At 70.7% G+C, this 13,709-nt stretch carries 12 protein-coding genes and 1 pseudogene; 2 read left to right on the top strand and 11 right to left on the bottom strand.

Features of this window, described 5'->3' with window-relative positions:
* The first annotated feature begins 26 nt into the window (after nucleotides 1-26).
* Nucleotides 27-464 (top strand): hypothetical protein, encoded by a 438-nt coding sequence (locus LPU43_RS18400; RefSeq protein ID WP_229401681.1) that lies wholly within the window; start codon nucleotides 27-29, stop codon nucleotides 462-464.
* Here LPU43_RS18400 and LPU43_RS18395 read toward each other — a convergent pair.
* Nucleotides 448-927, bottom strand: a complete 480-nt coding sequence (locus LPU43_RS18395; protein ID WP_229401680.1) for a GNAT family N-acetyltransferase — start codon at nucleotides 925-927, stop codon at nucleotides 448-450. The two genes, LPU43_RS18400 and LPU43_RS18395, sit on opposite strands and share 17 nt — an antisense overlap.
* A gap of 217 nt (nucleotides 928-1,144) precedes the next feature.
* Between LPU43_RS18395 and LPU43_RS28965 the strand changes: the two are divergent.
* A pseudogene (locus LPU43_RS28965) lies at nucleotides 1,145-2,206 on the top strand (MFS transporter); the annotation flags it as partial.
* Between the two features lie 159 nt (nucleotides 2,207-2,365).
* Here LPU43_RS28965 and LPU43_RS28960 read toward each other — a convergent pair.
* The 10 genes from LPU43_RS28960 to LPU43_RS18345 all read right to left on the bottom strand — a co-directional run bounded on the left by LPU43_RS28960 (nucleotide 2,366) and on the right by LPU43_RS18345 (nucleotide 13,462).
* Nucleotides 2,366-3,112: a GntR family transcriptional regulator gene (locus LPU43_RS28960; RefSeq protein ID WP_373321747.1), complete on the bottom strand. Its 747-nt coding sequence runs from the start codon at nucleotides 3,110-3,112 to the stop codon at nucleotides 2,366-2,368.
* Between the two features lie 90 nt (nucleotides 3,113-3,202).
* On the bottom strand, nucleotides 3,203-4,405 hold the full coding sequence (locus LPU43_RS18385; RefSeq protein ID WP_229401678.1) for a dipeptidase: 1,203 nt from the start codon (nucleotides 4,403-4,405) through the stop codon (nucleotides 3,203-3,205).
* A 33-nt stretch (nucleotides 4,406-4,438) separates the two neighbouring features.
* Nucleotides 4,439-5,428 carry an ABC transporter ATP-binding protein gene (locus LPU43_RS18380; RefSeq protein ID WP_229401677.1) on the bottom strand — a complete coding sequence of 330 codons (990 nt, stop codon included), beginning with the start codon at nucleotides 5,426-5,428 and terminating at the stop codon, nucleotides 4,439-4,441.
* Complete coding sequence (locus LPU43_RS18375) at nucleotides 5,412-6,395, bottom strand: ABC transporter ATP-binding protein (protein ID WP_229401676.1); 984 nt, start codon at nucleotides 6,393-6,395, stop codon at nucleotides 5,412-5,414. Before LPU43_RS18375 ends, LPU43_RS18380 begins: the two co-directional genes overlap by 17 nt.
* Entirely contained in the window at nucleotides 6,392-7,228 is an 837-nt protein-coding gene (locus LPU43_RS18370) for an alpha/beta fold hydrolase (RefSeq protein ID WP_229401675.1), read from the bottom strand. The genes LPU43_RS18375 and LPU43_RS18370 overlap by 4 nt, the downstream gene beginning before the upstream one ends.
* The gene (locus tag LPU43_RS18365) at nucleotides 7,225-8,406 is read right to left on the bottom strand and encodes a M24 family metallopeptidase (RefSeq protein ID WP_229401674.1); all 1,182 of its coding nucleotides are present in this window, start codon (nucleotides 8,404-8,406) and stop codon (nucleotides 7,225-7,227) included. Before LPU43_RS18365 ends, LPU43_RS18370 begins: the two co-directional genes overlap by 4 nt.
* A 3-nt stretch (nucleotides 8,407-8,409) precedes the next feature.
* A complete protein-coding gene (locus tag LPU43_RS18360; RefSeq protein WP_229401673.1) occupies nucleotides 8,410-9,291 on the bottom strand; it encodes an ABC transporter permease in 882 nt (293 codons plus the stop codon).
* Nucleotides 9,292-9,649: 358 nt separating this feature from the next.
* Nucleotides 9,650-10,603, bottom strand: coding sequence for an ABC transporter permease (locus LPU43_RS18355; protein ID WP_229401672.1), 954 nt, complete (start codon nucleotides 10,601-10,603; stop codon nucleotides 9,650-9,652).
* A gap of 31 nt (nucleotides 10,604-10,634) precedes the next feature.
* Nucleotides 10,635-12,263, bottom strand: coding sequence for an ABC transporter substrate-binding protein (locus tag LPU43_RS18350; protein ID WP_229401671.1), 1,629 nt, complete (start codon nucleotides 12,261-12,263; stop codon nucleotides 10,635-10,637).
* Nucleotides 12,260-13,462 carry a dipeptidase gene (locus tag LPU43_RS18345; protein ID WP_229401670.1) on the bottom strand — a complete coding sequence of 401 codons (1,203 nt, stop codon included), beginning with the start codon at nucleotides 13,460-13,462 and terminating at the stop codon, nucleotides 12,260-12,262. Before LPU43_RS18345 ends, LPU43_RS18350 begins: the two co-directional genes overlap by 4 nt.
* Nucleotides 13,463-13,709 lie beyond the last annotated feature (247 nt).

The raw sequence follows: 13,709 nt of genomic DNA, 5'->3' as shown, positions 1-13,709 counted from the left end.
CACAGCATGTCCCGGGTAATCCGCTCATGAGGCCGACCATCGCCGCCGAGACCCTGCGCCGGATCCTCACCCGGTACCTGACCACCACCTTCGGCCTGACCGAGGACGGCGTACACCGAGGCATCGAGGGCTTTCTTTCCCACCCCGAGCAGGGCATCTTCCGCGGGCCGTACCTGCGCATCCGCACCCCGTTCCGCCTGGCGGAGGGTGACCGGCGGGCGGGCCTGGACTGGGCGCCGGTCGGCTTCATCCCTGGCTGCACCAGGCGCAGGCCTTCGCCCGGCTGTCGACCAAGGGCAGCGCGGCCGAGCAGCCTAGATCGACTCCATGCCGGCGACATCGCGCCTTTATCCGGCCCGAAACACGCCATGTCGGCGGCATTGCGTCTCTGTTTGCCAGCCGACGCATGTGGACGTGCAGGTTTTCCTCTGGCGGTTTCGCCGCAAGTCAACTGGATGGCGTGACCGAGGACCGCATGCCGAGCCACTGCTCAGCACCCCAGGCATGGAACCGTTCGACCTCGGTGAACCCCAACTTCGCCGCCAGGCGCATCGAGCTGACGTTAGCGGTCTGGGTTGCCAGCACCACCGGCTCGCTGGGAAGGACGTCGGCGAACCAACCGAGTGCCGCTGTGCAGGACTCGGCGGCATACCCGAATCCCCACGCTCGCGGCAGGAACAGGTAGCCGAGGTCGACCTTTCCGACGGCGGACGGGCGGTGCCGGGATGCCCTCCTGAGCAGAACCTGGCCGATCATCGCCCCGTGCAGATCAACGACGAAACTCCCGGCCCACCGCTCGGGCACCTCCGGCAGATCACGCTCGAGCACGTCGCGCGGGCCAGGACCGCCGAGGTAGGTGTGCACGTCTGGCGAGGCCAGCAGCTCGACGAAAGCCGTACGGTCCCGCGCCTCGGACTCGCGGAGCACGAGCCGCTCCGTCCTGATCGGCTCAGGCGGCCACGCCACAGACCCAAGATCTTGCATTGACTCACGCTACCGCCTGGCTCTACGCCATCGGCGAACGGCAACTCGCCATCGCGAAATCCCGACACCCGGCCGGATCGGGGGACCGGTGCCACCCCGGCCCCCTGATCCTCGGTCCGGCCTTGACCTCAAGCCTGCTTCAAGAGCGACCCTGACCTGCATGTCTTCAGCAGCACCGGCCCGCCGGACGCCCGGCCCCTACCGCGCCCTCTTCGCCGACCGCACCTTCCGGCGGCTGATGCCGGTCTTCGCGTTGTCCGACCTGGGCGACGGCATGACCGTCGTCGCGGTGGCGTGGCTCGCCTTCACCCTGGGGCCCGACGGCGGCCAGGGCACGCTGGCCGGCATCGCCGTCGCCTCCTACGTCCTGCCGGGAGCGTTGGGCGCGCTGGTCCTGGGCAGGTGGCTGCGCCGGTTCCCCGCACAACGGCTCCTGGTCACCGACTCCGCCCTACGGGCCGTGCTGTTGGGCGCGGTCCCGCTCGCGCACCTGGCCGGGTGGCTCACCCCGGCCGTGTACGTCGGGCTCCTGGCCGCCTCATCGCTGCTGCACGCCTGGGGCAAGGCCGGAAAGCACGCGATCTTCGCCCCGCTGCTCTCCGACGACCAGCGCCTCGCGGCCAACAGCATGCTCAGCACCAGCCTGTGGAGCGCCATCATCGTCGGTCCCGCTCTCGCGGGCCTTCTCGTGGGAGTGGTGTCCCCGGCATGGATCATCGGCCTGGACGCCGCCACGTTCGCCGTCCTGGCCGTCCGGACCGGGCGCACCGCCCTGCCGCAGGCACCGGCAACCCCGGCGACCGGCGGGGCGCAGCGCGGGCTCGGCATCCTGCGCCGTCAGCCGGAACTCCTCGGCCTGCTCCTCGTGACCTGGGTGTTCAACCTTGCCTTCGGCCCGGTCGAGGTCGCCCTGCCCATGTTCGTCTCCGACCTCGGTGCCGGCGCGGGGCTGCTCGGTGCCTACTGGGCGGCCTTCGGTGTCGGCGCAGTCATCGGCGCTTCCGCGCTGGGCGCGGCCAGGCGGCTTCCCCTGTGGCCGGCCATGCTGGGCATCATCGCGGGCCACGGCCTCGGCCTGCTCCCCTTCGCCCTCACGGAGACGGCCTTCCCCTCCCTGATCGGCTTCGCCTTCGCCGGGCTGGTCTACGGCCCCTACTCCGCGCTCTCCCTCACGCTGATCCAGGAGCGCGCACCCGCCGACTCGCTCACCACGGTCCTGGCCGCGCGCAGCGCCGTGCTCCTGACGGCCTCCCCTCTGGGAGCCGCGCTCGGAGGCTTCCTCCTCGACCGGGCCGGTGCCCCCGCCGTCCTCGTCGGCTGCGGCGCGCTGATGATCCTGGTCGTCCCCGTCAGCGTCGTCGTGTTGAGGCGCTACGGCCGCTCACCGCGCCGGCTGGCGGTCGACCCCCCGGCTGATCCGCAGCGTCAACACGTCCGTGCGGACCGTGAAGTGGCCGTGGAACAGGGCCGCCCCGCCGTCGCCGTACCCGATCTGGGTCGCGGTGACCAGCGGGTGCCCGACGGCGACGCCGAGCCGGGCGGTGGCCTCCTCGTCGGCGAGCACGGCGACGAGCTCGACCTCGGCCCGCCGCACCGGCATACCGGTCGCGCTGGCCAGGAACTCGAACATGTCCAGGTCGATGCTGACCAGGCCGGAGGGGTCGAGGTCCCGGTCCTCGACGCGCAGCGGCAGGTGGTCGCGGATCCAGGCGGCCGGGACCTCGTCGACGGCGAAGAGGCGGTCGACCCGCCACACCTGCGAGCCCGCCTCCACGCCGAGCACCCGCGCGCAGTCAGCCGGGCACGGGGCCCGGCTGACCGCCGCGTCCTGGAGGGTCGGGCGGTGGCCCGAGGCGGTGATCCGGTCCCGCAGCGCCGTGACATCGCCGATGGACACCGGCACCCGCCCGACGCCGTCGTGCACGAAGGTGCCGATGCCCCAGGTGCGGGTCACCACCCCCTCGGCGGCGAGCTGGCCCAGCACCTCACGCACGGTGGCCCGGCTGACCTCCAGCCGGTCGGCCAGCTCACGCTCGTTGGGCAGCTTGTCGCCGGAGCGGAACTCGCTGCCGATGAGCTGCCGTAGTCGACCGTGCGCGGTCTGAAGCGCGGTCTCGCGCCGAGCCATCCGCCCTCATTTCATCGCTCCGTCGCCGCCGGTCGCGGCGTACGGAGTGTAGTTCGTGGGTGCCGTGCGGCCCGATCGGCCGCACGGGCCTCACCAGACCTGTTCGAGCACCCGCAGGGTGTTGCCGCCGACGACCTTGGCGATCTCGTCGTCGGAGTAGTCGTGGGCGACCAGCCAGCCGACGATGTTGCCGAACGCCTCACCCGGGTTCTCCACCCCGGAGACGTACTCCACCCGGGGGTGCTCCGGCCGGTTGCCGGCGTCGTGCGCGTAGTTGCCGGCGTAGGTGTTGTGCACCCCGACGTGGTCGCCGAACATCGTGTCCGGGCCGAAGGTGACGTGGTCGATGCCGACGAGGTCGACGCAGTAGGTGAAGTGGTCCATCACCGACTCGATGCTGTGGTGCGGGTGCTCGGCCGACAGGGTGGTGTGCGGGGCCGCCTCGATGCCGATGACACCGCCCCGCTCGGCGCAGGCCCGGATCACCTCGTCCGGCTTCATCCGGGAGGTGTCCCACACCGCGCGGGCCCCGGCGTGGGTGATGAACACGGGCACCCGGCTGGCCTCGACGACGTCCAGGCAGGTCTGGTCGCCGGAGTGCGAAATGTCGATGGCGATGCCGAGCTTGTTCATCCGGTCCACCGCGCGCCGCCCGAAGTGGGTCAGCCCGCCGTCGTGCCGCTCCGACAGGCCGCCGCCGAGCATGTTGGCCTGGCTGTAGGCGATGCCGAGCTGGCGGACGCCGAAGCCGTAGAGGATGTCGATGCGGTCCAGCTCGTTCTCGATCGGGCTGGCGCACTCCAGGCCCGCCACGAGCGCGAGCCGGCCGTCCCGCTTGGCGGCGTGGATGTCGGCGACGGAGGTGGCGAGGAAGACGTGGTCCTGCTTGTACAGGTCACTCATCCGCATCCCGAGGGCGTAGATCAGGTCGTTCCACTTCCAGCCGTTCTCGCTGGTCACGCAGGAGGCGCCGGCCATGAAGTTGTCGAACACCGCGGTCAGCCCCGAGCGGGCCAGCCCCTCGTAGCCGGTGCGCTGGCGGGCGGTCCGGTTGTACTCGCGCAGCCGGGACACGTCCTCGGGCAGCACCACCGGATGCTCGTGCAGCGAGATCGCGATGTGCTCGGCGAGCAGCCGGCTCACCCGCTCCCGTTGCCCGTCGGACAGCCCCAGGTCGTGTTCGGGCACCCGGCCGACCTCCTGCGCCAGCGGGAAGAGCCGGTAGTCGGCGTGCGGCTCCAGGTACGAGTACGACTTGTGGCCCTGGTACCTGGGGGCGGGTTCTTGCAGCAAGACAGCTTCTCCTTCTGGGACTGTCGCCGACCGCTACGCGGCCAGCGGGTAGTGGCAGGCCACCGGGTGCGGGCCGGCGGCCAGCGGCGGTTCGGTGGTCGCGCAGGTCTCGGTCGCCTGCCAGCAGCGGGTGCGGAACCGGCAGCCCGACGGCGGATCGACGGGGCTGGGCGGGTCGCCGGCCAGCAGGATCCGCTGCCGGCCCGACCGCCCGGCCGGGTCGGGCACCGGCACGGCCGAGAGCAGGGCACTGGTGTACGGGTGCCGGGGCGCCTCGTACAGCCCCCGCTCCGGGCCGGTCTCCACGAGCTTGCCGAGGTACATCACGGCCACCCGGTCGGAGATGTGCCGCACCACGGACAGGTCGTGGGCGATGAAGACGTACGCCACGCCCAGCTCGTCCTGGAGCCGCTCCAGCAGGTTGACCACCTGGGCCTGCACCGACACGTCCAGCGCGGAGACCGGTTCGTCGCAGACGATCACGTCGGGTTGCAGGGCCAGCGCCCGGGCGATGCCGATGCGCTGGCGCTGCCCGCCGGAGAACTGGTGCGGGTAGCGGTCCAGGTGCAGGTCGGGGTCGAGGCCGACGAGGTCCAGCAGCTCCCTGATCCGCTCCACCCGCCGCCGCCGGTCCAGCACGTCGGGGTGGATCTCGAAGGGTTGCAGCAGGATCTCCCGGATCGTGCGCCGGGGGTTCAGCGAGGTGTACGGGTCTTGGAGCACGATCTGGATGCGCCGGCGCAGGGCGCGCAGCTCCCGGCCCCTGGCCTCGTGCACCACCGACTCGCCGAAGCGCACCGCGCCGGAGGTGGGCTGCTCCAGCCCGACGAGCATCCGGGCGAGGGTGCTCTTGCCGCAGCCGGACTCGCCCACCACGCCGAGGGTCTCGCCGCGCCGCAACTCGAAGGAGACCCCGTCGACGGCCTGGACCACGCCGCCCGAGGTGAACGGGATCCGGCCCTTGACCGGGAAGTGCTTGACCAGGTTCTCGACCCGCAGCACCACGTCATCGGCGGGTGGCACGGAGCACCTCCTCGTGGTGGTGGCAGGCGCTGGCCCGGTCGGCGGGCAGCGCCGCGAGCGGCGGCAGGGTCACCCGGCACTCGTCGGTGACCCGGGGGCAGCGCGGGTGGAACGGGCAGCCGGCGGGCAGCCGGGCCGGGTTGGGCGGGGCGCCCGGGATGGCGTAGAGCTGCTCGTCGCGCCGGTCCACCCGGGGCATCGAGGCGAGCAGCCCCTCGGTGTACGGGTGCGCCGGCCCGGCGAAGATCTGCTCGACCGTGCCGCGCTCGACGATCCGTCCGGCGTACATCACCGCCACGTCGTCGGCGACCTCGGCGACCACCCCGAGGTCGTGGGTGATGAGGATCAGGCCCATTCCGCTGTCCCGCTGGATCTCGGCGAGCAGTTCCATGACCTGCGCCTGCACGGTGACGTCGAGGGCGGTGGTGGGCTCGTCGGCGATCAGCAGGTCCGGTTCCAGGGCGATGGCCAGCGCGATCATGATGCGCTGCCGCATCCCGCCGGAGAACTGGTGCGGGTAGTCGCGCAGGCGGTCCCTGGCGGCCGGGATGCGGACCCGCTCGACCAGCTCGACGGCCCGGCGGCGGGCGTCGACCCTGGACATGCCCCGGCGCACCCGCAGCACCTCCACGATCTGGTGCCCGACGGTGAAGACCGGGTTGAGCGCGGCCATCGCGTCCTGGAAGACCATGCCGATCTCCTCGCCGCTGACCCGGTCGCGCTGCTTGCGCGGCAGGGTCAGCAGCTCGCGGCCGTGCAGCCGCACCGAGCCGCCGATGCGGGCCGGCGGCGCGTCGAGGATCCCCATCACCGCCTGCGCGGTGACGCTCTTGCCGGAGCCGGACTCGCCGAGGATCGCCAGGGTCCGCCCGGCCTCGACGTGCAGGCTCACCCCGTTGACCGCGTTGACGTCGCCGGTCGGGCCGGGGAACGCGACCCGCAGGTCGGCGACCTCCAACAGGGTCATCGCAGCACCCCGGCCCTGCCGAGGAAGTCCCGCACCACCCGCTGGAACAGCTCGGGCTCCTCCAACTGCGGCGAGTGGCCGGAGTTCTCGAAGACCATCAGCTCGCCGTTCGGCACCAGGTCCGCGATGGTCTGCGAGGCCGCCACCGGGGTACGCCAGTCGTGCCGGCCCACGGTGACCAGGGTCGGGCAGGTGATCGAGGGCAGCTTCGGCTTGAGGTCGTAGCGGGGCATGTTCTGCCCGAAGGCCGCGTTGTGCGTCCGGTAGTGGAACCGGGTGGCGGCCAGCTTCGCCTCGTCCTTGGCCGGGTCGTGCTGGTGGTCGTAGAGCGGCAGGATGGCCCGCCAGTACTCCCGCAACTGCTCGTCGCTCTCGAACCGCCCGGTGCCGATCCGCTCGATGACCCACTCGGGGATCGCCACGCGGTCGGTGCTGCGGGCCCGCTCCACCGCGAGGTGGTCGTGGGCGGTGTCCGCGGCGGTGTCCCGCAGGACCAGCGCGGAGACCCGGTCCGGGTGGGCGATGGCGTACTCCATCGCGATGAACCCGCCGTACGAGCCGCCGGCCATGACGATCTTCTCGTAGCCGAAGTGCTCCCGGATGGCGTCCACGTCGGCCACCCACTGCTCGTGGGTGAACGGCTCGTCGTCGCTGGACTCGCCGGAGCCGCGCGCGTCGAAGACGATGACCCGCATCCGGTCGGCGAACGGGCAGAAGGAGCGCTTCGGCTCGTTGCGCGAGCCCAGGCCGGGCGCGCCGTGGTGCACGATCATCGCCGGTGCGTCGGTCGGCCCGAACGCCTCGACGACCAGTTCCGCGCCGTTGATTCTCATCGGACCCCCTCGATGACGTTGGATTCCAGGTCCCGTGGGTAGCTGGTGAGCCGGCGTGGGCCGGACTCCTGCACCAGGACCGTGTCGGAGATGCGGTAGCCGGCGTGGCCGGGGACGTAGACGCCCGGTTCGCTGGAGAGGAGCATTCCCGGGGCGAGCACGGTGTGGTCGCCGTCGTCGACCCACGGCGGCTCGTGGTTCTGCAACCCGATGCCGTGCCCCTGCCGGTGCCGGATGTGCTCGCCCAGCCCGTGCTCCCGCAGCACGTCCAGGCAGATCCTGTTGACCTCGGCGCAGGTGCGCCCGGCGACCATCGCCTGGGTGCCCACCTCCTGCGCCCGCCGGTCGGCCTCGTGGTAGCGCGCCTGCTCGGCGGTGGGCTCGCCGATGACGAAGGTGCGTTCGCTCTCCACGAACCGGCTGGCCACGGCCGCGCCGAGGGAGAGGATCAGCGTGTCGCCCGGCTGGACGCGCCGCCGGGTCGGCAGGCCGTGCGGCAGGGCCGAGTTCGGGCCCGCGTACACCAGCCCGCCGGCCAGCTTCGTGGTGTAGACGACCAGGTCGTACTCGGCGTACATGCGGTCGGTGCCGTACCCGACGACGTGCCGGGCGATCTCGTCCTCGCGGGGCAGCGGCCCCCCGCCGGCCAGGGCCTCCTCGATCAGGGCCCGGCCGGCGGCGAGCATCTCGTCGCAGATCCGCGCGGCGGCCTCGTGGAACGGGATCTCCTCGGGGAACTTGCGCAGCCGCAGCGCGGCCACCGCGTCGGTGGTCTCCAGGGTGGCCCCGGAGATCGCCGCCGACAGGGCCCGGAACGCGGCGACCGACACCCCCGCGCCGACCCCGATCCGGCGGGCCGGCCCGCCGGTGCGTGACAGCGCGGCGGCGAGGGTCTCCTCGGCGCCGACCACGCCCGGGTACTCGGCGTAGCTGACGGTCGGCGTCGTCACGCCCTGCTGGGCGGCGTACTCCTCGTCGAGGCGGGGGATGACCAGCAGCGGGTCGCCCTCGCGGGGCATCCACAGGTAGACCGGGCGTTCCGTGGCGATGTAGAAGAAGCCGCTGAGGAAGGCCACGTCGGCCGGGGAGGTGGCGAGGAAGCCGTCCAGGCCGCGCTCGTCGAGCGCCTCGGTCAGCCGGGCGCGGACGCCGGTGTAGAAGCTGTCGGGCAGTCGCATGGGTCAGCCTCCGTTGCGGCGTGGGTCGCGGGTGTCGTTGAACCGCATGCCGGCGAGGGTCGCCGAGAGCACCAGCAGCAGGATCGCCAGCGACGGGAAGAGCGTCTGCCACCACGCGATGGCGATGGTGCCGCTGCGCTGGGCGTTGAGCAGGATGCGCCCCCACGACCAGGCGTCCGGGTCGCCGAGGCCGAGGAAGCTCAGCCCGGCCTCGGAGATCACCGCCCGGGAGGCGGTGAGCAGCACGCTGACGATCACCAGCGAGACGACGGCGGGCAGGATCTCCCGGGTGACGATCCGCCAGCCGCTCGCGCCGAGCACCCGGGCCCCGTCGATGTACGGCATCGCGCTGATCACCAGCCCCTGCGACCGGATGAGGCGGGCCACCTCGGGCCAGGCGAAGAAGCCGATGATGAGGGTCAGGGTGACGACGCTGGGGCTGACCACCGCCGCCAGCATGATCATCAACGGCAGGGTGGGCAGCGCCAGCATCACGTCGGTGATCACGGTGGCGACCGCGTCGATCGGGCGGAAGTAGGCCGAGGCCAGCCCGATCGCGGTGCCCAGCACGATCGCGATCAGCGAGGCGGCCAGGCCGATCACCAGGCTGGTCCGGGTGCCCCAGACCACCTGGGCGAAGATGTCCTGCCCGAGGTCGTCGGTGCCGAACCAGTGCGCCCCCGACGGGGCGTGCAGCACGTCCGAGCCGGCACCGGTGGGCTCGTCGGCGATCAGCGGCGCGAAGACCGCCATCAGCACCATCACGACCAGCACCAGCACGGACAGCGCCGCGGAGGGCTGCCGCAGGAAGGCGTGCCAGGATCGCCTGGTGGGAGTCGGGACGACCGGCGGCACCGACTGCTCGGTCAGCACGGGGGCGCTCACGGCACCCTCCCTTCGTCGATGGTGGAATCCACTGCCCTCGCGCTCGCGGTGCTGGCTTGGTTCGCGACTGCGGGGCTCACTCGCTGCGCTCGCTCACTCCTCGCGCTCGCGGTGCTGGCCTGGTTCGCGACTGCGGGGCTCACTCGCTGCGCTCGTTCACTCCTCGCGCTCGCGGTGCTGGCCTGGTTCGCGACTGCGGGGCTCACTCGCTGCGCTCGTTCACTCCTCGCGCTCGCGGTGCTGGCCTGGTTCGCGACTGCGGGGCTCACTCGCTGCGCTCGTTCACTCCTCGCGCTCGCGGTGCTGGCCTGGTTCGCGACTGCGGGGCTCACTCGCTGCGCTCGTTCACTCCTCGTGCTCACAGGCGGATCCGGGGGTTGAGGACCGCGTAGAGCATGTCGGTCAGCGCGTTGGCGACCACCACGGTGACGGCGAGCATGATGAACGCCCCCTGGATCACCGGGTAGTCCTGCTGGCCGACCGCCTCGTAGATCAGCCGGCCGACGCCGGGGTAGGCGAAGACGGTCTCGGTGAGCACCGCGCCGCCGACGAGGGTGCCCAGTTGCAGGCCCATCAGGGTCAGCGCCGGCAGGATCGCGTTGCGCAGGCCGTGCTTCCAGACCCGGCGGCGGGCCGACAGGCCCCGGGCCTGGGCGGCCCGGATGTAGTCCTCGCCGAGCACCTCGATCATGTTGGTGCGCAGGGTCAGCGCGTACGGCCCGAGCTGCACCAGCACCAGCGAGAGCACCGGCAGCACCAGGTGGTGGGCGAGGCTCAGGTAGGCCGCCGCGCCCCGGCTGTCCGGGTCGATCGCCCCGCCGATCGGGAACCAGCCGAGCTGGGCGCCGAAGAAGACCAGCAGCAGGATGGCGACGCTCGGCACGAACAGCGCGTTGGCGCTGATGCCGAAGCCCTGGAGCAGCCGGTCCATCAGCTTGCCCCGGTGGACGGCGGCGGTCACCCCGATCGGGATGCCGACGGCGACGGTGAGGACGAACGCCGTGCCGGCGAGCAGCAGCGTCCAGGGCAGCCGGTCGAGGATGATGTCGGTGACGGGCTGGATCTGCCGGAAGGAGATGCCCAGGTTGCCCTGGAGCAGCTCCCGCAGGTACGACACGTACTGCTCCCACAGCGGACGGTCCAGGCCGTACGTCTTGAGCAGCGCCGCCTGCATCTCCGGCGTCATGTCCCCTTCGACCATCAGGGTCGTGGGGTCCCCCGGCAGGAGCCGGAGCAGGAAGAAGGTCGAAGTGATCGCGATCCACACGGTCAGGACGGCCTTCAGTGCCCGGCTGAGCACGAAACGCACCACGGGGGACCCCTCCTTTCCCTTGCTGGTTGGGTTACTTGACCGGGGTGACCTGGGCCAGCGAGTACGCGGTGACCATGCCGAGCAGGTCGGACGGCGACGCGACGAAGCCGGTGAACCTGCTGGCGTTGTAGGCGAACCGGAAGTTCTCCACGTACAGCGGCGTCAGGTACGCCTGCTCGTGCACGACCTTGTCGATGTTCCTGATCTTGGCCTTGAACGCCTCGGGGTCGGTGGTGCCGGCCGCGTCGTCGATCAGCTTGTCCATCTCGTCGGACTTGAGCAGGTTGTAGTTGATGCCACCCGGGTTGCTGCTCAGGTACGTGCTGCGCAGCTGGTCCATCGGGTTGTCGAACACGCCCCACTGGGTGGCGTCGATGTCGTACTCACCGTTCTTCGTGCGGGTGAGGAAGGTGTTGCGCTCGACGCACTCGTTTTCCAGCTTGATGCCGGCCTTGGCCGCGCTCTCGCGGAAGAGCTGCACCACGCGGGTGATGTTGGCGTTGGACTGGTCGCAGGCCACGCCGATGGTGAGGCCGTCGAAGAAGCCGTCGTTGTCGGCGTCCTTGTAGCCCGCCGCGTCCAGCTTGGCCTTCGCGCCCTCCGGGTCGTAGGCGTACGGCTGGATCTCGGTGTTGTCGTAGTCGGCGAAGATCGGCGAGATCGGCCCGGCCATCTGCTGGCCGTCGCCCTGCAGCACCGAGGAGATGATCGCCTTGGTGTCGACCGACATGGACAGCGCCTGCCGCACCTCCTGCTTGGCCAGGTGCTTGTTGTTCATGTTGTAGGTCAGGTGCGCGAAGCCCAGCGCGCCGACCTTCTCCAGCTTGATCTTCGAGTCGTTCTCGAAGGTCTTCGCCGCCGACACCGGGACCGGGGTGCCCATCATGTCGATGTCACCGTTGCGCAGCGCCAGCATCATCGTGTTGACGTCCGGGTAGACCCGGTACTCGACCTGGCTCACCGCCGCCTTGCCGCCGGGGGCGAGGGGGTAGTGCTCGTTGCGCTTCATGACGTAGCGCTGGCCCTTGGTCATGCTGTCCAGCACGAACGGCCCGGCGCCGACCCAGTTGGAGTCGTTGGGGAACTTCGACAGGTCCCCGGCGGACTCGAACACGTGCTTGGGGACGATGGACATCCAGAAGCCGACGCCCTCGGCGAACGGCGCGTACGGCTGCGACAGCTTGAACTTCACCGTCGTGGCGTCCGGCGCCTCGATGGAGTCGACCCAGGTCAGCTTGGCCGCGACGTTGCCGAGCTTGTACTTCATGATCATTTCGGCGCTGAACTTGACGTCCTCGGCGACCACCGGCTTGCCGTCGCTCCACTTGAAGTCGTCGCGCAGCACGAACACGGCGGTCCTGCCGTCGTCCTCGTACCGGTACTCCTTCGCCAGCTCCGGCGCCTTCTTGTTGTTCTCGTCGATGCGCAGCAGGTGCGGGTACATCGCGTTGAGGACCCACGAGTCGGTCTTGCTCAGCGACTGCAGCGGGTTGAAGTTGCTCACGTCGGTGGTGGTGCCGATGCGCAACACCGACGCGCCCGCCGAGCTGCCGCCGGACGAGCCGTTGTCCTCGTTGAGACCGCAGCCGGAGACGCCCAGGGTGGCGGCCACGCCGAGCGCGACGGCGAGCCGCCACCGGCCCTTGACTGTCTTGTTCACCAAACCTCCTGAAGAACGCGGATGATGTTGCCGCCGATGACCTTGGCGATCTCGTCGTCCGAGTAGCCGTGCGTGACCAGCCAGCCGACGATGTTGCTGAAGCACTCCGCCGGGTTCTCCATGCCGCTCACGTACGGGACTCGGGGGTGGTCCACCACGCCGTGGGCCTTGCCGATCGCCAGGTGCTGGGTGAAGCTGTCGTGCAGGCCGACGTGGTCACCGAAGTTGGTGTCCGGGCCGAACGCCACGTGGTCGATGCCGACCAGGTCGACGCAGTAGGTGAAGTGGTCCATCACCGACTCGATCGAGTGGTGCGGGTGGTCCGCCGAGAGGGTGGTGTGGGGCGCGGCCTCGATGCCGATGACGCCGCCCCGCTCGGCGCAGGCCCGGATGACCTCGTCCGGCTTCATCCGGGGGGTGTCCCAGACGGCGCGCGCGCCGGCGTGCGTGATGAACACGGGTACGCGGCTGGCCTCGATGACGTCGAGCGAGGTCTGGTCGCCGGAGTGGGAGACGTCGATGGCGATGCCGAGCTTGTTCATCCGGTCCACGGCGCGTCGCCCGAAGTGGGTCAGCCCGCCGTCGCGGTCCTCGGAGAGCCCGGAGCCGAGCATGTTCGCCTGGCTGTAGGCGATGCCCATCTGCCGGACGCCGAAGCCGTAGAGGATGTCGATGCGGTCCAGCTCGTTCTCGATCATCGTGGCCGCCTCCAGGCCCGCGACCAGGGCGATCCGGCCGGTGCGCTTGGCCTCGAAGATCTGCTCCAGCGTGGTCGCCACGACCACGTGGTCCTGCTTGGCGACGTCGGCGAAGCGCAGGCCGATGTCGTAGACGACGTCGTCCCACTTCCAGGCGTGCTCGCTGGTCACGCAGCCGGTGCCGTTCATGAAGTTGTCGAAGACCGCGGTCATCCCGGAGCGGGCCAGGCCCTCGAAGCCGAAGGAGTTGCGGCCGGTGCGGTTGTAGTCCCGCAACTGCGACACGTCGGCCGGCAGGATCTTCGGGTGCTCGTGCAGCGAGATGGCCATGTGCTCGTGGAGCAGCCGGGTGACCCGGGCGCGCTGGTCGTCGTCGAGCCCGAGGTCGTGCTCGGGCACCCGGCCGAGCTGGGGCGCCAGGTCGAAGACCTTGTAGTCGGCTCCCGGGGTCAGGTAGTCGAAGGACCGGTATCCGGAATAGCGGGGGGCGGGTTCCTGCACGTGTCACTCACCTCGTCGGTAGGAGGCATGAGGAAAGAGGTCTGACCTCCTGCCTTCGGGGCAAGTTAGTCGAGGCGTGGCGGCGCAGGGAATGCCCCGTGACCTGACTGTTATCGGAAGCGGCAACATTCCCGCAGGCCGGGACGGTTTCCGGTGGTTGACCCGACCCGCGCGGACGGGTCAACCACCGGCCGTCCGTCCTGGTTCGCCGAAAGGGGGATCGCCGGTCTCGGGCAAGTGGTCAGAC

This window comes from Micromonospora okii (assembly GCF_020884795.1).
GTDB classification, from domain to species: domain Bacteria; phylum Actinomycetota; class Actinomycetes; order Mycobacteriales; family Micromonosporaceae; genus Micromonospora; species Micromonospora okii.
This window is presented reverse-complemented; position numbering and strand designations above follow the sequence as displayed.